The following is a 24,427-nucleotide window of genomic DNA, read 5'->3' as shown; positions in this document are numbered from 1 at the left end:
CTTTTCTTTTATGCAGTTAATTTTCGTGTTCTTTCGTGGATTTCGTGGCAAAAAGTATTTGTCTTTCATTTTTCCGTGTCCTTCCGTGTTCTTCCGTGGCAAAACCCAGCAAAAAGAGGTTTAAGCCAAGATGGCCCAGTACGTATACACCATGAACCGCGTGGGCAAGGTGGTACCACCCAAGCGGGAGATTCTGAAAGACATTTCCCTGAGCTTCTTCCCGGGCGCCAAAATCGGCGTGCTGGGCCTGAACGGCTCCGGTAAATCCACCCTGCTCCGTATTATGGCGGGTGTCGACCAGGATTACATCGGCGAAGCCCGGCCCCAGCCCGGGATCAATGTAGGCTACCTGCCACAGGAGCCGGAGCTGGACGAAGAGAAAACCGTCAAGGAAATCGTCGACGAGTCCGTTGCCCACGTGCACAACGCCCTGGCCGAACTGGACCAGGTATACGCCGCATACGCAGAGCCGGATGCCGATTTCGACGCCCTGGCCAAAAAGCAGGGCGAACTGGAAGCCATCATCCAGGCCACTGACGGGCACGATATCGAACGCAAGATGGAAGTGGCCGCCGATGCGCTGCGCCTGCCAGCCTGGGATCAGAAAGTCAAAGTGCTGTCCGGGGGCGAGCGCCGCCGTGTGGCCCTGTGCCGCCTGCTGCTGTCTGGCCCGGACATGCTGCTCCTGGACGAGCCGACCAACCACCTGGACGCGGAGTCCGTGGCCTGGCTGGAGCGCTTCCTGCACGATTACGACGGCACTGTGGTCGCCATCACCCACGACCGTTACTTCCTCGACAACGTCGCCGGCTGGATTCTGGAACTGGACCGTGGCCACGGCATCCCGTTCGAGGGCAATTACAGCCAGTGGCTGGAGAACAAAGAAAAACGCCTGGAAATGGAAGCCAAGCAGGAAGCCTCGCACCAGAAAGCCATCAAGCAGGAGCTTGAGTGGGTGCGCTCCAACGCCAAGGGCCGCCAGTCCAAGAGCAAGGCCCGCCTGGCCCGCTTTGAGGAGATGAGCTCTCAGGAGTTCCAGAAACGTAACGAGACCAACGAACTGTATATCCCGCCCGGACCACGCCTGGGTGGCAAGGTGATCGAAGTGGAGGGCATCAGCAAGGCCTTCGATGATCGCCTGCTATATGAAAACGTGTCTTTCAGCGTACCGCCGGGCGCCATTGTTGGCATTATCGGTGGTAACGGCGCGGGTAAATCCACGCTGTTCAAAATGATTGCCGGCATGGACCAACCAAACTCCGGCACCATTACCGTGGGCGAAACCGTGGAACTGGCCTACGTAGACCAGATGCGCGACCTGGACGGCAGTAAAACCGTGTGGGAAGAGCTGTCCGACGGCAACGACATCATCAAGGTTGGCAACTACGAAACACCTTCCCGCGCTTATGTGGGCCGCTTCAATTTCAAGGGCACCGACCAGCAAAAGCGGGTAGGTGATCTCTCCGGTGGTGAGCGTAACCGCCTGCACCTGGCCAAGCTGCTAAAGCAAGGCGGCAACGTGTTGCTGCTGGACGAACCCACCAACGATCTGGACGTGGAAACCCTGCGCGCACTGGAAGAAGCCATTCTGAACTTCCCCGGCTCCGCTCTGATCATCTCGCACGATCGCTGGTTCCTGGACCGTGTGGCCAGCCACATTCTGGCGTTCGAGGATGACGGTGAGGTGGTGTACTTTGAAGGCAACTTCACCGATTACGACGCCGACTTCAAGAAGCGCAAAGGGGAATCTGCCATGCAGCCCAAGCGCATGAAGTACAAGAAGCTGGCGTAACTGTGGTACTGAGCCGGCGTTTGCCGGCTCGCTCCTCCCGCCCCGATTTGCCCGATACGGAATTCTGCCATGGCCAAAGCCAAAACCGCCTTTGTATGCACCGAGTGCGGTGCGGATTACTCCAAGTGGCAGGGCCAGTGCACGGCCTGCCAGGCCTGGAACACCATCAGCGAAGTACGCGGCGTTTCCGGCCCAGGCAAGGGCGCCCGCAGTGCCCGGTTTGAGGGCTACGCCGGCAGCCTGTCTGAGGTCAAAAGCCTCGATGAGGTCAGCTTGGCCGAGCAGGCCCGCATCAGCACCGGCATGCAGGAGTTCGACCGGGTGCTGGGCGGCGGCCTGGTGGAGGGCTCCGCAGTGTTGATGGGCGGGCACCCCGGCGCGGGCAAAAGCACCCTGCTGCTCCAGGCGGTTTGCCAACTAGCCGAGCAGCACCCGGCGCTTTACGTCACCGGTGAGGAATCCCTGCAACAGGTGGCCATGCGCGCCAAACGGTTGGGCTTGCCCACCAGAGACCTGAAAATGCTCTCGGAAACTTCTGTGGAGCGGCTGATACAGGTGGCGGAAATGGAGAAGCCTCGCATCCTGGTAATCGACAGTATTCAGGTAATGCACGTGGCCGATATCGAATCCGCTCCGGGTTCGGTTTCTCAAGTCCGGGAAAGCGCCGCTTTCCTCACCCGCTTTGCCAAGCAAACCGGTACGATTTTGTTGCTGGTTGGCCACGTTACCAAAGACGGCAGCCTGGCCGGCCCGAAGGTGCTGGAGCACATGATCGACTGCTCCATCCTGCTCGAAGGCTCCAGCGACAGCCGCTACCGCACCCTGCGGGGCATCAAGAACCGCTTTGGTGCAGTGAATGAGCTGGGCGTGTTCGCCATGCTGGAACAGGGCCTGAAAGAAGTGAAAAACCCCAGCGCCATCTTCCTGAACCGGGGCGAAGACGCTGCTCCCGGCAGTGTGGTGATGGTGGTCTGGGAGGGCACCCGGCCGATGCTGGTGGAAATCCAGGCACTCGTGGACATGGCCCAGGGCAGCTATCCGCGCCGTGTGGCCGTGGGTACCGACCAGAACCGGTTGGCGATGCTTCTCGCGGTGTTGCATCGTCATGGCGGTATGCATGTAGCCGATCAGGATGTGTTCGTGAACGTGGTGGCAGGTGTGAAGGTCAACGAAACCAGCGCGGACCTTGCCCTGTTGTCGGCGGTGGTGTCGTCGTTCCGGAATCGGGCGTTGCCGCAGGATTTGGTGATTTTCGGAGAAGTGGGCCTGTCCGGTGAGATCCGGCCGGTGCCGAATGGCCAGGAGCGGATTTACGAGGCAGCCAAGCACGGCTTCACTCGGGCTTTGGTTCCCAAGGCTAACGTTCCGCGCAAGCCTGTGGAAGGCATGAAGGTCATTCCGGTGACCAAGCTTTCTGATGCTCTTTCGGCTTTAGAGGAACTTTAGGCTCTAGCACCCAGCCTTCCCAGGCTTGGAGTTAGGGCGGCGTTGGGTGACCTTTCAAAAAAACGCTACGAGCACATCCCTGTGCGCTTCGCTCCGGCCATCCATGGCCTACGAGATTTTTTGAAAGGTCACCCAACACCACCCTCTCTATCAGTCGTGCAAACCGCTAATCCAACAGAGAAATACAAACACATCCGCATCAGTCAATCAGATGCGCAAACTCCCGCTCCAACAGCGCCTGATCCCCAAGATTTAACTCAACCAGCCGCTTCAAATGCGTGGCACTTTCAAGATCAATATACTGACACCGAAATCCCAGCCGGTGATCCTCCACGTGCTTCAACTCCACCGCCATCACAATCGCGGCTTCATGTTCATTCAGGTGAATCACCACCTCACAAGGCTTGTTCAGCGGAACCTTCCAACCTTCCGGCCGCTGGACCAAAACGCCCTTCAGGGAAATATCCAACACCTCGGTTGACCAAACCTGATCCTGACAATGCAGCTCACAGGGCGCGTCAAAACTGATTCGGTGGAAACGGCGTTTTTCGGATGATTTGGTAGACAAAGGAAAGCTCCGGCCAGAAGTTCTTACTTCCTATGACTATAGACCGGACACAAAAGGGAGTACAGCTCAGAACCTCCAAAGAGGGGGAGCAGGCATGCCACCGCCCCACAACACTGCGCCCATTCCAAAGAGGATAGTTCCAGAGAGCTCAAAAGCGGGCTGGTGGGACGGCCTCCGAAAAATCTCGGAGGCCATGGATGGCCGGAGCGAAGCGCTCAGGGATGAGCTCGTAGCGTTTTTTCGGAGGCCGTCCCACCAGTCCGCAAACACGGAACTCGCAGGCTGCCAAAAGACGGCAATATCAAAAACCAGACTACTGGTGATACTGCCCGCTAAGCTCAACAACCGCCTCAATGAAGGCCCCGGCATGCTCCGGATCCACATCCGGCGTAATCCCATGCCCCAGGTTGAAGATATGCCCGGAACCCGAGCCATAACGCTTCAGGATATCCGCCACTTCCTGGCGAATCCGCGCCTTCGGCGCATACAACATGGCCGGGTCCATATTGCCCTGCAGAGCCACTTTATCGCCCACGCGAGCGCGGGCATTGCCAATGTCCGTCGTCCAATCCAGGCCCACGGCGTCGGCGCCACAATCAGCAATGGACTCCAGCCACTGACCACCATTCTTGGTAAACACAATCACCGGCACCCTGCGGCCTTCGCTCTCGCGAATCAGACCATCAACAATCTTCGTCATGTAACGCAGGGAAAATTCCTCGTAGGCCCAGCTGCTCAGCACACCGCCCCAGGTATCAAAAATCTGTACCGCCTGGGCACCGGCCTTGATCTGGCCGTTCAGATAATCAATCACCGAGTCTGCCAGGTGGTCCAGCAAGCGGTGCATTACCTCCGGCTGGCCGTACATCAGTTTCTTGGCTTCAGAGAAGGTCTTGGAGGAGCCCCCTTCAATCATGTACGTGGCCAGGGTCCAGGGGCTGCCGGAGAAACCGATCAGCGGTACCCGGCCGTTGAGTTCGCGGCGGATGGTGGAGACTGCGTTCATCACATAGTCCAGATCCGACTCGGCATTCATCTTCGGCAGGGCGTCGACGTCGGCCTCGGTGCGAATCACCTTGCGGAATTTCGGGCCTTCGCCGGTTTCGAAATACAGGCCCAGACCCAGGGCGTCGGGAATGGTCAGGATATCCGAGAACAGGATGGCAGCGTCCAGCGGATAGCGCTCGAGCGGCTGCAGGGTAACTTCGCAGGCCAGCGGCGTGTTCTTGCACAGGCTGAGAAAATCACCGGCTTTTGCCCGGGTTGCGCGGTACTCCGGCAGGTAGCGGCCCGCCTGGCGCATCATCCACACCGGGGTGCGGTCTACAGGCTGGCGCATCAGGGCGCGCAGGAAGCGGTCATTCTTCAGCTCGGTCATATGGTATCCCGTTCTCGTCGGTAAATGGTCAGAGATAATGGGGAGCAATGATACCCCGTTTATACGAATAAAAAAGGGCGGCTTACCCGTAGCAAGCCGCCCTTCTGACTCTGATCAACTCAGAGTTATACGTCGAGGTAGTCCAGAATGCCTTCCGCAGCCTGGCGACCTTCCCAGATGGCAGTGACCACAAGATCTGAGCCGCGCACCATATCGCCACCGGCGAAGATCTTCGGGTTGCTGGTCTGGAACGGGAACTCGGCTTCCTCCGGCGCTGCAACACGGCCGGAATCATCGGTGTTCACCTCGTGTTCACCAAACCAGTCAGCGGGGCTCGGCCGGAAACCAAACGCCACCAGCACCGCATCCGCAGGAATGACTTCCTCACTGCCCGGCACGACTTCAGGGCGGCGACGGCCATTTTCGTCCGGTTCTCCCAACTGGGTAGACACAACCTTGACGCCCTCAACACGGTCTTCACCGATGATGGCGATAGGCTGCCGGTTAAACAGGAACTTCACACCTTCTTCCTTGGCGTTTGCGACTTCCCGGCGCGACCCCGGCATGTTGGCTTCATCCCGACGGTAGGCACAGGTGACGCTCTCCGCCTGCTGACGAATGGAGGTCCGGTTGCAGTCCATGGCGGTATCACCACCACCCAGCACCACCACGCGCTTGCCCTTCATATCGATGAAGTCTGACGCTTTTTTCTCGAACCCAAGACGGCGATTCACGTTGGAAATCAGGAACGGCAAGGCGTCATATACACCCGGCAGGTCTTCGCCCGGGAAGCCGCCCTTCATGTAGGTGTAGGTGCCCATACCCATGAACACCGCATCGAATTCCTCCATGATGCTCTTCAACTGAACATCTTTGCCCACCTCGGTGTTCAGACGGAATTCCACGCCCATCTCCTCGAACACCTTACGGCGCCGGGACATCACGGACTTTTCCAGCTTGAACTCGGGAATACCGAAGGTCAGCAGGCCGCCAATTTCAGGGTAACGATCGAAAACCACCGCCTTGACGCCATTACGCACCAGGATATCGGCACAGCCGAGGCCAGCGGGCCCGGCGCCGATAACGGCAACTTTTTTGTCTGTCCATTTCACATTGGACATATCAGGTTTCCAACCCAGCGCGAAGGCCGTGTCGGTAATGTATTTTTCCACCGAACCGATGGTTACCGCACCGTAGCCATCGTTCAGGGTGCAGGCACCCTCACACAGGCGATCCTGGGGGCACACCCGGCCGCACACTTCCGGCAGGGAGTTGGTCTGGTGGCACAACTCCACGGCCTTCATGATGTTGCCTTCAGACACCAGCTTCAGCCAGTTCGGGATATAGTTGTGTACCGGGCATTTCCACTCACAATAGGGGTTACCGCAAGCCAGGCAGCGGTGAGACTGAGACGCCGCATGGGTTTCGGTAAACGGGTGATAGATCTCACCGAATTCTTTCTTCCGCTTTTTGGCAGGCACCTTCTTTGGGTCTACCCGCCCAACTTCCACAAACTGAAAGTCATTGTTGAGACGTTCTTTCATGTTGCTACTCTCATCAGCTCAATTTCGACGGGGGCTGCGCCCGTTGGCGCAGCCCATCAACCTTTGCGTTGCCCAGCCTTATTCCGGACGGGCACGGGTGCTGGCCAGCAGGCTGCGCAGGTTCGCAGCCTTTGGCTTCACCAGCCAGAAGCGGCCGATGTAATCGTCGAAATCTTCAAGTAGGTGCTCCGCCCAGGCGCTTCCGGTTTCGGAAATATGCTCCCGAATCACACCACGCAGGTGATTCCGGTAGGCCTCCATGTCTTCCCGCGAAATGCGCTGGATCTCAACCAATTCGTGGTTGTACTTGTCCACGAAGGTGTTGTCCAGGTCCAGCACATAGGCGAAGCCGCCGGTCATGCCGGCACCGAAGTTATATCCGGTGGAACCGAGAACGGTCACCAGGCCGCCGGTCATGTATTCACAACAGTGGTCCCCGGCCCCTTCGACAACCGCATGGGCACCAGAGTTACGAACGGCAAAGCGTTCACCGGCTGTGCCAGCGGCAAACAGCTTGCCCCCTGTCGCGCCGTACAAGCAGGTGTTACCCACAATGGACGTTTCCTGGGTCTTGAAGTCGCTGCCGCGGGGCGGTTTCACAACCAGCTTGCCGCCGGTCATACCCTTACCCACGTAGTCGTTGGCATCGCCTTCAAGGATCAGGTTCAGACCACCCACGTTCCACACACCAAAGCTCTGGCCTGCGGTCCCGGTAAGATCCAGAGTGATCGGTGCATCCACCATTCCCTGGTTACCGTACTGCGCTGCAATTTCGCCAGACAGCCGCGCACCAATGGAGCGATCGCAGTTGGTAACCTTGTAGCTCCAGGCCCCGCCGGACTTCTCGGCGATAGCTGCAGCGGTGTCTTTCACCATCTGCTCCGCCAGGCGGCCTTCGTCGAACGGGTGGTTGCGCTCAACCTGACAAGTCTGGGGCTTGTCCGCCGGGATGTGATCATTCTGCAGCAGACGGGTCAGATCCAGCTTTTTCTGGCGCTCGGTATTGCCCGGCAGGCGCTCAAGCAGATCGACACGGCCAACCAGTTCCTCGAGACTGCGAACACCCAGCTTGGCCATCCACTCGCGGGTTTCTTCCGCGACAAAACGGAAGAAGTTCATGGCCATCTCAACGGTGCCCTTGAAGTGCTCTTCCCGCAGGTAATCGTTCTGGGTAGCAACACCGGTGGCACAGTTATTCAGGTGACAGATACGCAGGTATTTACAACCCAGGGCCACCATTGGCGTAGTGCCGAAGCCAAAGCTTTCAGCGCCCAGAATGGCTGCTTTAACAACATCCAAGCCAGTCTTGATACCACCGTCAGTCTGCAGGCGAATCTTGCCCCGCAGGTCATTTGCTCTCAGCGCCTGCTGGGTTTCGGTCAGACCCAGCTCCCACGGCGAGCCGGCATAGCGAATCGATGTCAGCGGGCTGGCCGCAGTACCGCCATCGTAACCAGATACAGTAATCAGGTCGGCATAGGCCTTTGCCACACCGGCGGCGATAGTACCCACTCCAGGTTCGGACACCAGCTTCACCGACACCAGGGCTTCCGGGTTCACCTGCTTCAGATCGAAAATCAGCTGCGCCAGATCCTCGATAGAATAGATATCGTGGTGCGGTGGTGGCGAAATCAGGGTCACACCCGGCACGGAATAACGCAGGCGAGCGATCAGATCATTCACCTTGCCACCAGGCAACTGACCGCCCTCACCGGGCTTGGCACCCTGGGCGACTTTAATCTGCATGACATCGGCGCTTCGCAGGTATTCTGCGGTTACACCGAATCGGCCAGAGGCAACCTGCTTGATCTTCGAACGGCGATTGGTGCCATGGCGGGCAGGGTCTTCACCACCCTCACCAGAGTTAGAACGGCCACCCAGAGTATTCATGGCTACTGCCAGCGCCTCGTGGGCCTCGGGAGACAAAGCGCCCAACGACATGGCCGCCGAATCAAACCGGGGGAAGATATTCTCAACCGGCTCAACCTCGGAGATATCAATCGGCTTGAGATCTTTCTTGAATACCAGGAGGTCACGCAGAGTGGCCACCGGGCGCTCGTTCACCAGGCCAGCGTATTCCTGGTAATGGCCGTAATCACCACTGATAACCGCATCCTGGAGCTTGGCAACCACGTCCGGGTTAAAAGCGTGATATTCCTGGCCGTGAACGTACTTGAGCAAGCCACCTTGAGACAGCGGCTTACGGGGCTTCCAGGCAACGGCTGCGAGCTGCTCCTGATCCTGCTGGAAGTCGAAGAAGTCCGCGCCTTGAATACGGCTGGGCACACCCTTGAAGCAGAGATCCACAACGTTATCGGCCAGACCGATGGCTTCAAACAGCTGGGCACCGCGGTAGGAGGTGATGGTGGAGATCCCCATCTTCGACAGGATCTTCAGCAAGCCTTTGTTGATGCCCTTACGGTAGTTGTTCTTGGCTTCAATCGGATCCATCAGCAACTCGCCGGTCCGGATCAGATCGTTAAGGACCTGATAGGCCAGGTACGGATAAACCGCAGTGGCACCAAAGCCGAACAGTACGGCGAAGTGATGGGGATCCCGGGCCCAGCCGGTTTCCACAATGATGTTGGAATCGCAGCGAAGGCCCCGTTCAACCAGGTGGTGGTGCACAGCACCGGTCACCATCATGGCGTTGACAGGCAACTCGCCTTCCACCAGGTCCTTGTCGCTTAGAATCAGCAGTACCTTACCGTCGCGGACCGACTTTTCAGCCTCATCGCACATCCGGCGAACCGCCTCCTGAAGGCCTTCCTCCGGGCGGTAGCTCATGGCAATTCTGGCCACTTCAAAGCCCGGGCGATCGTTATTGCTGAGCTTGAGGAACTTGGCCGGCGACAACACCGGGGTTGTCAGAATAATCCGGTTGGCGTGTTCCGGGGTCTCCTCAAAGACGTTTTGCTCCGCACCCAAGCAGGTTTCCAGCGACATCACGATGGTTTCGCGCAGCGGGTCGATAGGCGGGTTGGTGACCTGGGCAAACTTCTGGCGGAAATAATCCGCCACATGCCGCACCTTGCTGGACAGCACGGCCATCGGCGTATCGTCACCCATGGAGCCCACAGCTTCTTGCGCGCTTTCAGCCAGCGGACGCAACACCTGGTCGCGCTCTTCAAAGGAGATATTGAACATCTTCTGATGAACCAGAAGCTCGTCCGGCTCCATCAGTTTGAATTCAGGGGTGGCCTGGTTGAGCGTGGTTTCAACCCTCAGGGCGTTTTCTTTCAGCCAGCGCTTGTAGGGCTGCGCGGTTTTCAGGCGCTGATCGATATCCGCGGTGTGCAACACTTCCCCAGACTCGGTATCGATGGCCAGCATCTGGCCCGGCCCCACACGGCCCTTGGCTACCACGTCATCGGGCGAGTAGCCGTAGGTGCCCACTTCCGACGCCAGGGTGATGAAGTCGTCCTTGGTAATGACCCAGCGAGCCGGGCGCAAGCCGTTGCGGTCTAGCATACACAGAGCGTAACGACCATCAGACATAACCAGGCCTGCAGGGCCGTCCCAAGGCTCCATGTGCATGGAGTTGTACTCGTAGAACGCCCGCAGTTGGGAGTCCATGGTGTCGACATTCTGCCAGGCCGGCGGGATCATCATCCGAACGGCACGGAACAGGTCAACGCCACCGGCCAGCAATATCTCCAGCATGTTATCCATGCTGGATGAATCCGATCCAGCCAGGTTAACCAGCGGCTGCAGGGTTTGCAGGTCTGGCAGGTCCGGTGAGCTGAACTTGGCGGCACGGGCAATGGCCCAGTTACGGTTACCGTCGATGGTATTGATCTCACCGTTATGGGCGAGGAACCGGAAGGGCTGGGCCAGCGGCCACTTGGGCATGGTGTTGGTGGAAAACCGCTGGTGGAACACGCAGATGGCGGTTTGCAGGTCCGGATCGCCCAAATCCTTATAGAAGTTGGCGAGGTCCGCCGGCATCATCAGGCCTTTGTAGGCCAGGGTGCGATGGGACAGGCTGCAGATATAGAATTCGGAATCGTCCGCCATTTCCCGCTCAGCATGGCGGCGACCCACAAACAGGCCGATAGCAAACTCCTGCTCGGTTTTTCCGCCCGGCTCAACAAAAACCTGTTCGATCCTGGGCAGGCAGTCCAGGGCCATCGGCCCGAGACAACTGTCGTCCACGGGCACTTCGCGCCAGCCCATGATTTCCAGGCCCTGGTCGACCAGGTTTTTCTCGACTGCAGCGCGACCAACGGCCGCTTGACTTTCATCCTGGGCTAAAAAAACCTGGCCGACTGCAAATAAGTCTCCAGGTTTTTTCCCGAACGCCGCCTGAGCAGCTTTATAGAGGAAGGCCTTGGGGCTCTGAATAAGCAGGCCACAACCATCACCGGTTTTGCCATCTGCTGCGATGCCTCCACGGTGGGTCATGCAAGTCAGTGACTCGATAGCCGTTTGCAACAGCTTATGGCTCGCCTCGCCCTTCATGTGGGCAATCAGGCCAAAACCACAGTTGTCCCTGAACTCATCGGGATGATACAAGCCTGTTGTCATAAGCGTTCTCTCACGTGTAAATGCTTTCCCGCCAGCCATCTGCGCACCAATACAGTGCACAAAATGTACTGACACCGAAAAAAAGGGGGAAGCGATTTTACACACGTGAAACTACGTATACAATTTTTTTCGCAGTTTTACGGCTTGAACAGGCCCGAGGCGCACCAAAAAGGTGCGCCTAGTAACTTTCGAAGGACCTCACCCAGGGCTCCGTAATCCCCAGGGCAGAGGGCAATCGCCCGGATGCCTCCCGGGCAGATTCGCGGTTTGGATACTGGCCATACACCAGCATAAACCAGGGCTGACCCTGACGCTCTCCGAGCGTGTAACTCAGTTGCGCATCATCTGGCTGGCGATCAAGAACATTCAAAATCGTGCGCTCCTGATTACCAGCGACGAGCTGGAGAGTCCAACCTTCACGTTGTCTCAGCTCCGCCAGAGGCACAAAGTTTTCAGGCCTCGCCGGGGTAAAAGCCGGCTCCGAATCCGGTTCCGCTATTGGCTCTGGCTCAGGTTCAGATTCAGATTCAGCTTCAGGTTCAGCTTCAGGTTCAGGTTCAGGTTCTGGCTCTGGCTCTGGTTCTGGTTCTGGTTCTGGTTCTGGTTCTGGTTCTGGTTCTGGTTCAGGAGCAATTTCTATGAGCTCCTCCGATCTCGTCAAGACCAAATCTTCTGTGTCATGCCTGTTCGGTACTTCCGTTTCAGGAAGGACTTCAAGGGTAGAAGATTCCACTGTGTCCCTCCCTGCTTCGCCCACCTCAGGACCAATAGTGATGCTCCTGCGAACAGTCTCGTTCCGGGGCTCCACAGCAGCAGAGCCCGCGACAGATTCATCATATTGCCGCGCTACAAACCACCACGACACCAGTAACAGCGCCAGCGCCAAAGCCGGCCAGCGCAAGGAGGCAAGGGGGGGCCAGTTGCGTGCCACTGCACGACTTTGTGGCCCAACCATATCAAGCCAGATACCGGGAGCAACCCGTTTCAGGCGTCCGAAGCTGCCTTGACTCAGAGCATGAAGTTGCTTGACACGTGGGGGCGAGAGTAGTTCTTCCTTTCGCCCGCCGGCCCGATGAACCCGGGGCTCAAGAAACGCAAAAATTTCTTCACGGGTTAATGGTGGGAGGCTGATATGGTGGATGTGGGCGGCAAGGTCTTCAGCCCGGAACTGGTCCTGCAACCCGTCCGCGCCAGAAAATACCAGCGCAGCGGCCAATGATCGATCAGCGGCAAGGAAACCGGAGAGGAGAAGATTCAGCAGCTCAGGCGCCACTCGGTCGGCATCATCCAGGATCAACACCAGGCGCTGCCCACGCTGGGCGCGCGCTTCGGACCAGCGGAAAAACTGGTAAGCCAGTTCCCGGGGCTCCGACCCTGCCGGAACACCTGAGCGGGCAATTTTCCGGAGATCGCGAGCCAATGCCTGGGCGCTGGTCAAAGCTGCCGTGGGGATACGATGAAAATCGAGACGCGATGATTCGCTGCGAACCAACTCCGTGAGTATCCGCGTTTTGCCAGCACCTGGCGCACCCGTTACCAGCAGCGCCATATCCCCGAAACCGCAGAGATGACGCAGTGACTCCAGTGCATGGTGGCGCATGGCGTCCGGGAAGAACGGCGTCTCCATGTCCAGCGGATTATCGCGCAAGCCGTAGCGTTGCTGGAGGCGGGGAAACAATCCGCCACTGTCTATCGCGTTCAGGTTATCCTGGGTCACAACTCATCCCTGCCCGTTGCTCAATCACTGCGTGATACGACGCTTAATCGATAAATTCCAACAAGGTCTCTCTGAGATTATCCGGCGAAGCATCAGCGGTTACGAAGGCATCGCCCAAAGCGCGCATCAAAACCAGGCGAAGGTTGCCATCCACATTCTTCTTGTCAACCGCCATCAGAGACATGAAATCGTCCGGCGTCATGCCTTTCGGTGCCCTCTCGGGCAAGCCCGCCCGGCGTATCAGAGCCACCGCCCGCTGATGATCATCAGCGCTGATCATACCTTCCCTCCGAGACAGATCAGAAGCCATCATCATCCCGGTTCCCACAGCCTCGCCATGGAGCCAGCTTCCATAGCCTGCATAGGTTTCGATGGCATGACCGAAGGTATGGCCAAGGTTCAGGATTGCCCGTAAGCCCCCTTCCCTTTCGTCAGCGGCGACCACGTCTGCCTTGCACTGACAGGAACGAAAAATGGCCTCACCTATTGCCTCAGGCTCTAACCGAACCAACACTTCAATGTTGCCTTCCAACCATTCCAGAAACGGTACATCACGAATAAGACCGTACTTTATAACCTCGGCCAGCCCCGCCGACACTTCCCTGGGGGGCAGCGTAGTGAGCGAGTCGGTATCAATAAGGACGATGTTCGGCTGATGAAAAGCGCCAACCATGTTCTTGCCCAATGGATGATTGATCCCGGTTTTGCCGCCAACGGATGAATCCACCTGGGACAGCAGGGTCGTGGGCATTTGGATAAACGGCACACCTCGCTGGTAGCAGGCCGCTGCGAACCCCGCCATATCACCGATCACACCACCACCCAGGGCCGCAAGCGTGGTTTTCCTGGAGTGCCGGCGTTCCAGCAGTTGGTCGAAGATGAGGTTCAGAGTCTGCCAGTCTTTGAACTTCTCGCCATCCGGGAGCGTCACCACGTCGATGGTTTTTCCGGGGAAGCAGGCCTTCGCTCGCTCAAGATACAAAGGCGCTACCGTTTCATTGGTGACAATCATCACCTGACTGCCCGAAACCCAGGGCGTCAAGTCAAAAGCCCCCAGCAACCCCTGGCCGATAACAATGGGATAACTGCGGTCACCCAGCTCTACTTTAAGCTCTTTGAGTACCTGGTACATGTTGACGACCTTCTTTCCGTCTCTGCCGTTTGTGTCTTGGGGTTTTGGGATTGATTCGATTCACCAGCTGGCGCACCACCAATCGCGGACTCTTGCGATCGGTGAACATCACGATATCAGCGAGCTTGGTGTATAGCGGGTCCCGGACTGCGAACAGCCTTCTCAACACACCCTCGGGGTCATCGTTCTGAAGCAGGGGGCGATTTCGATCTTTTCGGGTGCGCTCTACCTGCTGCTCAATCGACGTTTTGAGATAGATCACCACTGCATTTTTCCGCAACAATGCATGGTTTTCCGGGCGCATGACCGCACCACCTCCGGTCGCCAATACCGTTCCCTGCGTTTCTGAAAGCTCATCCAGCATGGCGGTTTCGCGCTGCCGGAATCCGTCTTCTCCCTCGACATCGAATATCCAGGGAATATTGGCTCCGCACCGCTCTTCGATTATCCGGTCTGAATCAAGAAAACGATAACCCAGCTCTTTGGCGAGCATACGGCCAATCGTACTTTTTCCGGCTCCCATAGGGCCGACCAGGACAACACGTTCGGGCAAAGACATAATTTCCGCTCAACAGGGTTCAAGCGCGTGAGAATAGCACAGGGCAAGACATTCCATAAGCCGGAGGCCGATACAAAGAAAAAAGCCGCCGGGGTTAGCGGCGGCTTTTTATGTGCGGAGCGATTACTGAATCAGATCGTTTTTGATGATCTTGGGTGTGATGAAGATCAGCAACTCGCTGCGCTCATCAATGTGCTCCGTACGCTTGAACAAACGGCCGAGGTAGGGAATATCTCCCAGGAACGGCGTCTTGGTGGTTTGTGTCGCCACTTCCGACTGGAAGATACCGCCCAATACAACAGTTTCTCCGTTGGCTACCAAGACCTGGGTGGTCACGGAGTTGGTGTTGATAGAGGGTATACCAGCCGTTACCTCGCCCCGGGAATCCTGGTTCACGACCAGATCCATAATGATCTTGTCGTCCGGAGTGATCTGCGGGGTCACCTCCAGAGATAGCACGGCTTCTTTGAACTCTACGTTAGTCGCGCCGCTGGACGTCGCTTCCTGGTAAGGAATCTCTTCACCTGACTTGATGGAAGCACTCTGTCGATCGGCTGTTACCACGCGCGGCTGAGAGACAACCTCGGCGCGACCGTCTGTTTCCAGAGCCGAAAGTTCCAGGTCAATAAGGAAGTCATCGCTTCCCCAGCCGATAGCGAAAGATGAAGCACCGTCACCAGAAACACCCAAATCAACACCCAGCGCCCCTGGGAAGGAAATTGCGCCACTACCGCCGGCTGCAGCATCACGCGCCTCCTGGAGTGTACCCAGCGATCCGCCAATGCTGATCACATCATTACCACTGACATCGTAAGCGGCGCCGCCCCAGCGAACCCCAAGATTCTCAGCCACATTGGTCTGGGCGCGAACGATACGAGCCTCAATGGATACCTGACGAACCGGCACATCCCAGGTGCCCACTAGGCGACGGATCTCTTCCAGCTTCTGCTGGGTTTCCCGAACGCTGATCGTGTTGGTACGAACGTCTGAAGACACAAAGCCGCGGGATGAAATCAACTCTTCATCCGCGCGAATCAGCGCCACAATATCTGCCGCTTTCGCGTAATTCACCTGAATAATATCCAGGCGAACCGGCGCAAGTTCGGCGATTTGCTTACTGGTCTCGAGCTCAAGCTTTTCGCGGGCGGCGATTTCCTCTGCCGGAGCCACCAGCAGAACGTTGCCAATTTGACGCTTGTCCAGCCCCTTGGTCTTCAGAATAAGGTCAAGCGCCTGATCCCAGGGTACATTCTGCAACCGCAGGGTAATGCTGCCACCAACGGTGTCACTGGCCACCAGGTTCAGGCCGGTAAAGTCGGCAATCAACTGGAGAACCGAACGTACTTCGATGTCCTGGAAGTTCAAGGACAGCTTGTCGCCGGTGTACGGGAATTTCTCTTCGCGACGGGTCTCCGCCTCTTCTTCAGTAAGTTTCTCAACGCTAACGGTAAACTCGCGACCTGACTGATAGGCAATATAGTCATAATTGCCTTCCGGGCGAATCTCAACCACCGCATTGCCGTCCTCAACGAAAGTATCGATCCGGGTAACAGGAGTGGCAAAGTCTGTAACATCAAGTCGACGACGAAGATCTGAAGGGACATCCAGCCCCGGCATGGTCAGCCGGATGCGACCAGCCTGCTCAGACAGATTCACCGCCGCAGAGGCACTTCCAAGATCAACGATGACGCGCCCCTCGCCTTCCTTGCTCCGGCGGAAGTCCACGCCTGCAAGGGCATTGGAGGAGGCAGCGGCCGTCGATCCTGACTGGCGCTGCTGGGAAGCTGCCGCAGTGGCCGTAGCTCCACTGGCGCCGCCAATAGTCATGACCAGCGAATTGTTTTGACGAACTGTCTCGTGGGGAGTCAATTCCACCAGATTGAAGATCAGCCGAGTGCGATCTTTGGTTTCCACCACGGTCACGCTTTGCGCATTGCCGGACCCAAGCGGAATACTCCGCTGGTTAAGCCCACTGGTGGTGTCCTTGAGGTCCACAGCGATGCGCGCCGGGCGCTCAATCGTGTACCCGGTAGGCTCGGGCGGTGGCCCATCGAATTTCATGGTCACTTCCAGGCGTTCTCCCGGCAGCGACGAAAACGACACGTCTTCCAGCGTGACCGCGCTGGCCAGGCTGCTCCATAACCCGATGGCAATCACGCCCACGCAGACATTGAGTTTTTTGAACATCGCTAGCCTCGACCTTAAACCATTTTGTTCGTGCATGTTTTTTTCGTTCATCCTGTATCGCTCCCGGCCTTATCCTTCATCCAAAGACAGGGAACGCGGGCGCTCGACCCAGCCACCCCGGCCATTTGGAACGATTTCAATCAATTCAATGCGGGTTTCACTGATACCGACAATCCGGCCGTAGTTCTGACCCATATAATTTCCGCTTCGCACCCGGTGGATGCCGCCACTGCCGTCACGAATCAATGCAAACAATCCGCCGCCGACACCCTGAAGCGTACCAACCATGGTCAGAGATTTAAGATCGAAGTTCTCAAGAACCTCTCTCGGCCGGTCCAGATCTGGCTCGACGTCACTGACCGGTTCGTCGTCCACCATGGTCAACTGAACGTCAACAGGCGGCTCAAAGGGGGCACGACGATCGGCTGCTGAATAACTGAACGCCTCATAAGCCTTGAACTCTGGCAGGGGCTCCACGTGCCCCCGGGGCTTCGCCCGGGTATCGGCCATGAACTTGTCCAGATCCGAGAAACCGTTGCCTTGGGAACAAGCCGTCAACAAAGACGCCAGACACACACCCAGCCAGGCTTTTACCGCATGCTTTCCTGTCATGCTCACTCTCCAGCCCGGTAGCGGTAGGTTCGCGCAACAACTTGCATATCAAGCCGTTCGCCATCACCGCCAATTGGTTGAATGGTTAAATCGTGCAGCGTCACAATCCGTGGCAGGCTTGCCACGCTGCTGACGAATGTCGCCAACTCGTGATAGGCACCGGATACCCGGATATTGATCGGCAGTTCCGAGTAGAAATCACGCCGCTGCTCAGGCTGCAGCGCCACCTGCTGCAGAGACAGACCACTACCCAATGCGGTATTGGTGATATCTTCCAGCAAACCCGGCACCTCAGTCTCACTGGGCAACTGGCGTACCAACGCGCCAAACGTCTCTTCCATCTCAGCCATTTGGGCCTTGAACACATCAAGGTTGGCCACCTGATAGGCCTTACGCTCATATTGCTGCTTGAGCTCCTGCTCGGTGCGCTCGACCCTGTCCAGCTGGGCATACTGATCCTTGATGAAGAACCAGTATCCGCCGCCAAGAATCAGGCCAAAGATAATCAGAGCAACAATTGCTTTTATCGGTGCAGGCCAGATACCGGCATTATTGATATCGAGGTCGTTGATATCAAATTCGTTCAAGCTCTTGAGTGAGTCCGCGAGGCTCATTAATTATCCTCCCCTTCGGGCTCTGGTGTCTGCTGCTGAACAGACAGGTTGAACTGGCTGTAACCTGCACGACGAGCGTCGGCTGCAGCCACATTGGTGAGATTGGGATTGGTGAACCAGTCAGAGTCATCAAACTGACGCATCAGATTGGATATACGGCTGTTCGACTCCGCCATACCCACGATTTCGATGCGTTCTCCCGTCCGCTTCAGATCGGTGTAGAAGAGGCCATCAGGCAAGGTGCGAACCAACTCATCAAACACCCGAACGATGACCGGACGTGTGCCCTGGAGATCTTGGATTACCTGCATCCGAGCCAACAACTCATCGCGCTGGCGCTTGAGGTTCTCGATCTCTCTGATCTGCTGATCAAGCTGTTTTGCAGCGGTTTCAATATAGGCGTTTCGGGATTGCTGATAAGCAATCCGGCTGTCCATATCCGACTTCCAGAGGAATGCCAGGCCAGCCGCCACAATAGCTGCGCCAAGGATCATGACCACGAACTGCTTCTGCTTCTCAGCTCGCAGTTCCTCACGCCATGGTCTGAGGTTAATCTTTGCCATCAGTCGAAACTCCTCATTGCCAGGCCGCAGGCAATCATCAACGATGGGGCATCATTGCTCAGGGCTGATGCATTCACCCTGGAACCCACGGCCATGTCGGCGAATGGATTCGCAACCAGGGTTGGCGTACCGGTCTTCTCCTCCACCATCTCGGTCAGGCCCTGAATGGATGCCGTACCGCCTGCAAGAACGACGTAATCAACAGCGTTGTACTGGCTGGCACCAAAGAAGAACTGGAGAGCGCGTGCAACTTGCTGCACAACCGCTTCACGGAAGGGGGTAAGCACCTCCGGTTCGTAGTCGTCCGGGAGCCCGCCCTGCTTCTTGGCCAGGCCGGCTTCTTCAAGTGACAAGCCGTAGCGGCGCTGAATTTCCTCGGTAAGCTGCTTGCCCCCGAAAATCTGCTCACGGGTATAAACTGTCTTACCCTCAGCCAGCACACTCAGCGTGGTCATGGTTGCGCCGATATCGACGATGGCAACCACCAGCTCTTCGCCCTGGGACTCCAACTGGGGCTCGATCAGTTTGTACGCCCTTTCCAGTGCATAGGCCTCGACATCGACAATCTTGGTGGTCAGGCCGGCAATCTCGAGAGCGTCCTCACGGATATCCACGTTCTCTTTTCTGCACGCAGCCAGCAACACGTCGACCTGGTCCGGATTCGTCTCAGACGGACCCTGCACCTCAAAATCGATAGCTACCTCATCCAGCGGATACGGGATGTACTGATCGGCCTCGAGGGTGATCTGGTCTTCCATCTCGAACTCGTTGAGGCCGCCATCCATCTGGATGAGCTTGGTGATAACTGCAGAACCTGACACAGCCACGGCAACCTGCTTGACGCCGGTACGGGATTTAGAGGCCACTCGCTTGAGCACCTCACCCACCGCTTCTACATCAGTGATGTTTTTCTCGACAACTGCGTTGGCCGGCAACGGCTCAACCGCATAGCTTTCAACCTTGTAACGGTCGCCATGCCTTGACAGTTCCAGAAGTTTGACCGAGCTGGAGCTGATATCCACGCCCAGCACCGCACTGGATTTTTTTCCTAGCAATCCGAACACGCGCTCACCCTATACCTGGTTTAATGCACCCGGCTAAGGCGCCTCTGAACCAATCCCTGATACGGCAATCATGACAGAGACGCTTTATGTGTTTTTTATGTAAGAGAATTCTTCAAGTTTTCCGTCTACAATGCAGGCTCTTTGTTATTCAAGAGATCTTGCATTCAGTGAAGCGACTTAACCTTCCTAAAGCAATTTCTCAAATAATAGACCTATATCCAACTGTTGTCAGAAAAAAATGTCTCATTTGCTGCGCACATCTCGTGTTTTCGCCTGGTTCCTGCTCACCGGCCTGAGTGTCGCCATTATTATCGCCTCAGCCTTCTATTTATACCTTCGGCCCAGTCTGCCCCCTGTTCACCAGTTGCTGGACGTAAAACTTCAGACGCCGCTTCGGGTATACAGTGCAGACAACAGATTAATAGCAGAATTCGGCGAAAAGAGAAGGGCACCGATCACAATCGAACAGATCCCTACAATTCAGTTACAAGCCTTTCTGGCCGCGGAAGACGCCCGATTCCACGACCATTTCGGTGTCGACATCAAAGGGTTGACGCGGGCTGCCATCGAACTGGTGTCCACCGGCAGTATCCAGTCCGGCGGTAGTACGATCACCATGCAGGTTGCAAAAAATTACTTTTTGTCACGCGACCGCACCTTTATTCGTAAGTTCAATGAGATACTTCTGGCTCTTCAGATCGAACGTGAACTTGATAAAGACAAGATCCTGGAGCTGTACCTGAATAAGATCTACCTGGGCAACCGCGCCTACGGCATCGCCGCCGCCGCCCAGGTCTATTACGACAAACCCGTCGACGAGCTCACCCTTGCCCAGATGGCCATGCTGGCCGGACTGCCGAAAGCACCTTCTGCCTACAACCCTCTGGCCAATCCAGAACGAGCCCTGATACGCCGAAACTGGATTCTTGGAAGAATGCGGGACCTTGGCTACATCTCAGAGGAAGACTGGTCAGAAGCAACCGAAGCCCCGCTTACCGCTACCTACAACATGCGGGAGGCCGAGGTAGACGCCGATTACGTCGCCGAGATGGCACGAACGGAAATGGTTCGCCGTTTTGGTGAAGCCGCCTACAATGATGGCTACAGCGTGACACTGACCGTTGACGGAACCAAACAACAAGCGGCAACGGAAGCCCTTCGCACCGGCCTTGAAAACTACGATCGGCGTCACGGCTTCCGTGGCCCCATCGGCCAGTTTGACGTTGCCGGTATGTCTACAGCAGAGCTGTCCAATCAGCTACTCAACTACCCGAGGGTAGAAGGCCTCATCCCTGCAGTGATCACCTCAGTCAACGATGATGAGGGCGCAGCAAGGGTTCACACCCGCCACCTCGGTCCGGGAAAAATGGACTTCGAAACCATGACCTGGGCTAAGCGATACCGCACAGAGAACCTGACAGGACCAGCCCCGGAGAAGCCATCCGATGTCGTTAATGTCGGCGACGTGGTCTATGTGAAGGTAACGCAACTGCCGCAAATTCAGGAGCAAACCCCTGAAACCGACGGCAACGAGCCTCGGCTTGAACTGCAGGTTGCGCTCTCTCAGGCCCCGAGGGTGGAAGGCGCAGTGATTTCCCTGTCGGCAAAAACCGGCGCCATTGAGGCCCTTGCCGGCGGCTACAGCTTTAGCCAGAGCAAATACAACCGGGCAACCCAGGCTAACCGCCAGCCGGGTTCTACGTTCAAGCCTTTCCTGTACCTCTCTGCCCTGGAGAACGGCCGCACACCGGCAACCATTTACAATGATGCACCCATCGTATTTGAGGACTCAGAACTCGAAGGCGCCTGGCGCCCCCAGAATTCATCGGGCCAGTTTTATGGCCCAACGACACTCAGGGAAGGCCTCTATCGCTCGCGCAACCTGGTTTCAATCCGGCTGCTGAGAGATCTGGGCATTCGCCAAACACTGAACTATCTGGATCAATTGAAGATCCCGACCGCCAACATGCCAGCCAACTTGTCTCTCTCCCTGGGGGCTGGCCAGCTCACGCCAATGGAGCTGGCGCGCGGCTTCGCCGTTATCGCCAACGGCGGTTATGACGTGGAACCGTATCTGATTAAAACCATCCAGGAACCGGATGGCACCGTTGTCTACGAGGCACCTGAAACCGTACTTTGCGACAGCGACTGCGAACAGCAACTGACAGATAACGTCAGTGAAGGCCCGCTCACAGAGAGCAACAGCGACACACCGGAAACGGATGGCATTCTGTTGCCGGCAAGCGCTCAGCAGTCTGCGGAAAAACGCGTGATGAAACGCCTGGCCGACGAACGCTCGGTTTATATCATGCACACGATTCTTCAGGACGTGGTCCGTCGCGGCACTGGTCGCCGCGCACTGGCGCTGAACCGCAAAGACCTGGCAGGCAAGACCGGAACAACGAATGAACAGAAAGACACCTGGTTTGCCGGCTTCAATCACGACATTGCAACAACAGTGTGGGTAGGCTTCGACCAGCCCGCCCCCCTCGGCCGACGGGAGTTTGGCGCAAGCACAGCTCTGCCAATCTGGGTTGACTACATGAAAACCGCCATGCAAGGCGCACCGGAATCAACCATGGCAAGGCCCAACGGGATTGTGAGCATTCGCATCAACCCCAGAACCGGCGAACGGGCACGCCCTGGAGAGGATGGCACCTTTGAAATCTTCAAAGAGGAAGACGCCCCAGCGCCGCTATCACAGGACACCAACGGCAACGGGTCAGGTGCCAACGACTCTGACAGCCTGCCCGGACAGATTTTCTGATCCGGCGCAGGCGAGCCAGGCAATGGGCAGACACAAAAAAACCGGCGGGATCTCCGCCGGTTTTTTTGTTGAAGCCGAACAACTACATCCAGATCAGATGATGTCGTCCATGGACTTCAGCGGGTAGTGCGCTGGGTAAGGATTGCGCGCCACACCAGAGTCTACGGCAGCACGGGCAACCGCAGCGGGCACTACGTCAAGCAGACGAACGTCCATCGGCTTGGGAATGATGTATTCCTTACCGAACTCCAGGCTGTCGACACCGTAAGCGGCACAGATTTCCTGAGGCACGGGCTCTTTAGCCAGTTCACGGATAGCATGAACCGCTGCCACTTTCATTTCCTCGTTGATGGCGGTTGCACGAACGTCCAGCGCGCCGCGGAAAATGAACGGGAAGCCCAGAACGTTGTTCACCTGGTTCGGATAGTCCGAACGGCCGGTCGCCATGATCAGATCATCGCGGGTAGCCAGAGCCACTTCCGGACTGATTTCCGGATCCGGGTTGGAGCACGCGAATACGATCGGGTTCGGAGCCATCTTCGCCAGCTGCTCAGCACTCAACAGGTCCGGACCAGACAGACCCAGGAACACGTCGGCGCCGTCAATGGCGTCATCCAGTGTACGCTTGTCCGTATCGTTGGCGAACATCGCCTTGTACTGATTCAGATCGTCACGACCAGAGTGGATCACACCCTTACGGTCGAGCATGAAGATGTTCTCAGAGCGAATGCCGCAGCTGATCAGCAGCTTCATGCAGGCGATGGCAGCCGCACCGGCGCCCAGACAAACTACCTTCGCCTCTTCAATTTTCTTGCCCTGCAGCTCGAGGGCATTGATCATGCCAGCTGCAGTCACGATGGCAGTACCGTGCTGGTCATCATGGAAGATGGGCACGTTGCACTTTTCGATCAGCGCACGCTCAATCTCGAAGCACTCCGGTGCCTTGATGTCTTCGAGGTTGATACCACCGAAGGTATCCGCGATACGCTCAACGGTTTCAATAAACGCTTGCGGGCTTTCGGAATTGACTTCGATATCGAACACGTCAATACCAGCAAAGCGCTTGAACAGTACGCCCTTGCCTTCCATTACCGGCTTGCTTGCCAGGGGGCCGAGATTACCCAGACCCAGGATCGCAGTACCATCAGAAATCACAGCTACCAGGTTGCCCTTGGCCGTGTACTTGTATGCGTTCTCGGGGTCCTTCGCGATCTCGCGGACCGGTTCGGCAACCCCGGGGCTGTACGCCAGGGAAAGGTCGCGGGCAGTTTGGGTTGGCTTGGTGATTTCAACACTCAGCTTACCCGGCCGCGGTTTGGCGTGATATTCAAGGGCTGCTTCTTTCAGATCTTGAGACATTGCCACTGTTCCGTTTGTCACGTTTAAAGGTAATAACCGCCGGGGCTCGCCCAACGGAGCGCGACATTATGGCGCGACCGCCCCGAAACGACAAGCCAAAACCGAATATTTTATGACCAGTCAATAGTGCATTTTGCGTATAAGACATCGAAAAAACCGACGTCCAGACACAAAAAAAGCGCCCTGAGGCGCTTTTTTGCAACATTTCGGTGCAGATCAGGCTTTCTTGCCGCCGATACGGCTGCCGAAACGCTTCTGGAACCGATCAATACGACCGCCGGTGTCCATAACCTTCTGCTTGCCAGTGTAGAACGGGTGGCACTGGGAGCATACGTCCAGCTGCAGGTCGTGGCCTACAGTGGAGCGAGTCTTGATCACGTTACCGCATGAACAGGTGGCGGTAATGTCTTCGTACTTCGGGTGAATACCTTCTTTCATGGCGAACCTCTGTCGGTCATGCCGCTACCTGATCACCCGCCGAAAACGGCCTACATGCCAGGCACCGCATGTTTGAATCAATTGGAAAGACCGTGCACAATCATGCCCGGCCATAAACAGACCGCGAATCTTACTGACAAACCCGGCCACAGGCAAGTAT

At 56.9% G+C, this 24,427-nt stretch carries 17 protein-coding genes; 3 read left to right on the top strand and 14 right to left on the bottom strand.

What is annotated here, in order from left to right; translation table 11 throughout:
• The first annotated feature begins 130 nt into the window (after positions 1-130).
• Positions 131-1,792 carry an energy-dependent translational throttle protein EttA gene (gene ettA, locus ACNSOI_RS03730; RefSeq protein WP_342631849.1) on the top strand — a complete coding sequence of 554 codons (1,662 nt, stop codon included), beginning with the start codon at positions 131-133 and terminating at the stop codon, positions 1,790-1,792.
• A 69-nt stretch (positions 1,793-1,861) separates the two neighbouring features.
• On the top strand, positions 1,862-3,238 hold the full coding sequence (gene radA / locus ACNSOI_RS03725; RefSeq protein WP_420195164.1) for a DNA repair protein RadA: 1,377 nt from the start codon (positions 1,862-1,864) through the stop codon (positions 3,236-3,238).
• A gap of 199 nt (positions 3,239-3,437) precedes the next feature.
• Here the strand turns inward: radA and ACNSOI_RS03720 are convergent, their stop codons facing one another.
• The 12 genes from ACNSOI_RS03720 to ACNSOI_RS03665 all read right to left on the bottom strand — a co-directional run bounded on the left by ACNSOI_RS03720 (position 3,438) and on the right by ACNSOI_RS03665 (position 19,703).
• Positions 3,438-3,806 carry a PilZ domain-containing protein gene (locus ACNSOI_RS03720; RefSeq protein ID WP_072678321.1) on the bottom strand — a complete coding sequence of 123 codons (369 nt, stop codon included), beginning with the start codon at positions 3,804-3,806 and terminating at the stop codon, positions 3,438-3,440.
• 313 nt (positions 3,807-4,119) lie between these two features.
• Positions 4,120-5,184, bottom strand: coding sequence for a uroporphyrinogen decarboxylase (gene hemE / locus ACNSOI_RS03715; protein WP_420195163.1), 1,065 nt, complete (start codon positions 5,182-5,184; stop codon positions 4,120-4,122).
• Positions 5,185-5,309: 125 nt separating this feature from the next.
• Positions 5,310-6,728: an FAD-dependent oxidoreductase gene (locus ACNSOI_RS03710; RefSeq protein ID WP_420195162.1), complete on the bottom strand. Its 1,419-nt coding sequence runs from the start codon at positions 6,726-6,728 to the stop codon at positions 5,310-5,312.
• Positions 6,729-6,806: 78 nt separating this feature from the next.
• On the bottom strand, positions 6,807-11,255 hold the full coding sequence (gltB, locus tag ACNSOI_RS03705; RefSeq protein WP_420195161.1) for a glutamate synthase large subunit: 4,449 nt from the start codon (positions 11,253-11,255) through the stop codon (positions 6,807-6,809).
• 178 nt (positions 11,256-11,433) lie between these two features.
• The gene (locus ACNSOI_RS03700; RefSeq protein ID WP_420195160.1) at positions 11,434-12,972 is read right to left on the bottom strand and encodes an AAA family ATPase; all 1,539 of its coding nucleotides are present in this window, start codon (positions 12,970-12,972) and stop codon (positions 11,434-11,436) included.
• Positions 12,973-13,015: 43 nt separating this feature from the next.
• On the bottom strand, positions 13,016-14,104 hold the full coding sequence (aroB, locus tag ACNSOI_RS03695; RefSeq protein ID WP_420195159.1) for a 3-dehydroquinate synthase: 1,089 nt from the start codon (positions 14,102-14,104) through the stop codon (positions 13,016-13,018).
• Positions 14,079-14,663 carry a shikimate kinase AroK gene (aroK, locus tag ACNSOI_RS03690; protein WP_058090087.1) on the bottom strand — a complete coding sequence of 195 codons (585 nt, stop codon included), beginning with the start codon at positions 14,661-14,663 and terminating at the stop codon, positions 14,079-14,081. Before aroK ends, aroB begins: the two co-directional genes overlap by 26 nt.
• Before the next feature lie 123 nt (positions 14,664-14,786).
• Positions 14,787-16,850 (bottom strand): type IV pilus secretin PilQ, encoded by a 2,064-nt coding sequence (gene pilQ, locus ACNSOI_RS03685; RefSeq protein WP_420195158.1) that lies wholly within the window; start codon positions 16,848-16,850, stop codon positions 14,787-14,789.
• A gap of 69 nt (positions 16,851-16,919) precedes the next feature.
• Positions 16,920-17,462, bottom strand: coding sequence for a pilus assembly protein PilP (locus ACNSOI_RS03680; protein ID WP_420195157.1), 543 nt, complete (start codon positions 17,460-17,462; stop codon positions 16,920-16,922).
• Positions 17,463-17,464: 2 nt separating this feature from the next.
• Complete coding sequence (locus ACNSOI_RS03675; RefSeq protein ID WP_072678328.1) at positions 17,465-18,076, bottom strand: type 4a pilus biogenesis protein PilO; 612 nt, start codon at positions 18,074-18,076, stop codon at positions 17,465-17,467.
• Positions 18,076-18,639 (bottom strand): PilN domain-containing protein, encoded by a 564-nt coding sequence (locus ACNSOI_RS03670; protein WP_106693178.1) that lies wholly within the window; start codon positions 18,637-18,639, stop codon positions 18,076-18,078. The genes ACNSOI_RS03675 and ACNSOI_RS03670 overlap by 1 nt, the downstream gene beginning before the upstream one ends.
• Positions 18,639-19,703 (bottom strand): pilus assembly protein PilM, encoded by a 1,065-nt coding sequence (locus tag ACNSOI_RS03665; protein ID WP_420195156.1) that lies wholly within the window; start codon positions 19,701-19,703, stop codon positions 18,639-18,641. The genes ACNSOI_RS03670 and ACNSOI_RS03665 overlap by 1 nt, the downstream gene beginning before the upstream one ends.
• 238 nt (positions 19,704-19,941) lie before the next feature.
• Between ACNSOI_RS03665 and ACNSOI_RS03660 the strand changes: the two genes are divergently transcribed.
• A complete protein-coding gene (locus ACNSOI_RS03660; RefSeq protein WP_420195155.1) occupies positions 19,942-22,470 on the top strand; it encodes a penicillin-binding protein 1A in 2,529 nt (842 codons plus the stop codon).
• 93 nt (positions 22,471-22,563) lie between these two features.
• On the opposite strand, the gene ACNSOI_RS03655 is transcribed toward ACNSOI_RS03660, so the two are convergent.
• Positions 22,564-23,829: a malic enzyme-like NAD(P)-binding protein gene (locus tag ACNSOI_RS03655; protein WP_420195154.1), complete on the bottom strand. Its 1,266-nt coding sequence runs from the start codon at positions 23,827-23,829 to the stop codon at positions 22,564-22,566.
• A gap of 216 nt (positions 23,830-24,045) precedes the next feature.
• Positions 24,046-24,267, bottom strand: a complete 222-nt coding sequence (gene rpmE, locus ACNSOI_RS03650; protein ID WP_061332390.1) for a 50S ribosomal protein L31 — start codon at positions 24,265-24,267, stop codon at positions 24,046-24,048.
• Between the last annotated feature and the right edge of the window lie 160 nt (positions 24,268-24,427).

The organism is Marinobacter sp. GH_1, from assembly GCF_048595985.1.
GTDB lineage: Bacteria > Pseudomonadota > Gammaproteobacteria > Pseudomonadales > Oleiphilaceae > Marinobacter > Marinobacter shengliensis.
Note: the sequence above shows the minus strand (reverse complement) of the source record. Positions and strands in the feature narration are given on the sequence as shown.

What these genes read in the sequence shown, in the direction of transcription:
- ACNSOI_RS03655 (WP_420195154.1), bottom strand. Translation starts at nt 23,829, where the DNA reads ATGTCTCAAGATCTGAAAGAAGCAGCCCTTGAATATCACGCCAAACCG.
- rpmE (WP_061332390.1), bottom strand. Translation starts at nt 24,267, where the DNA reads ATGAAAGAAGGTATTCACCCGAAGTACGAAGACATTACCGCCACCTGT.
- pilQ (WP_420195158.1), bottom strand. Translation starts at nt 16,850, where the DNA reads ATGTTCAAAAAACTCAATGTCTGCGTGGGCGTGATTGCCATCGGGTTA.
- ACNSOI_RS03670 (WP_106693178.1), bottom strand. Translation starts at nt 18,639, where the DNA reads ATGGCAAAGATTAACCTCAGACCATGGCGTGAGGAACTGCGAGCTGAG.
- hemE (WP_420195163.1), bottom strand. Translation starts at nt 5,184, where the DNA reads ATGACCGAGCTGAAGAATGACCGCTTCCTGCGCGCCCTGATGCGCCAG.
- gltB (WP_420195161.1), bottom strand. Translation starts at nt 11,255, where the DNA reads ATGACAACAGGCTTGTATCATCCCGATGAGTTCAGGGACAACTGTGGT.
- ettA (WP_342631849.1), top strand. Translation starts at nt 131, where the DNA reads ATGGCCCAGTACGTATACACCATGAACCGCGTGGGCAAGGTGGTACCA.
- aroB (WP_420195159.1), bottom strand. Translation starts at nt 14,104, where the DNA reads ATGTACCAGGTACTCAAAGAGCTTAAAGTAGAGCTGGGTGACCGCAGT.
- radA (WP_420195164.1), top strand. Translation starts at nt 1,862, where the DNA reads ATGGCCAAAGCCAAAACCGCCTTTGTATGCACCGAGTGCGGTGCGGAT.
- ACNSOI_RS03675 (WP_072678328.1), bottom strand. Translation starts at nt 18,076, where the DNA reads ATGAGCCTCGCGGACTCACTCAAGAGCTTGAACGAATTTGATATCAAC.
- ACNSOI_RS03660 (WP_420195155.1), top strand. Translation starts at nt 19,942, where the DNA reads ATGTCTCATTTGCTGCGCACATCTCGTGTTTTCGCCTGGTTCCTGCTC.
- aroK (WP_058090087.1), bottom strand. Translation starts at nt 14,663, where the DNA reads ATGTCTTTGCCCGAACGTGTTGTCCTGGTCGGCCCTATGGGAGCCGGA.
- ACNSOI_RS03710 (WP_420195162.1), bottom strand. Translation starts at nt 6,728, where the DNA reads ATGAAAGAACGTCTCAACAATGACTTTCAGTTTGTGGAAGTTGGGCGG.
- ACNSOI_RS03680 (WP_420195157.1), bottom strand. Translation starts at nt 17,462, where the DNA reads ATGACAGGAAAGCATGCGGTAAAAGCCTGGCTGGGTGTGTGTCTGGCG.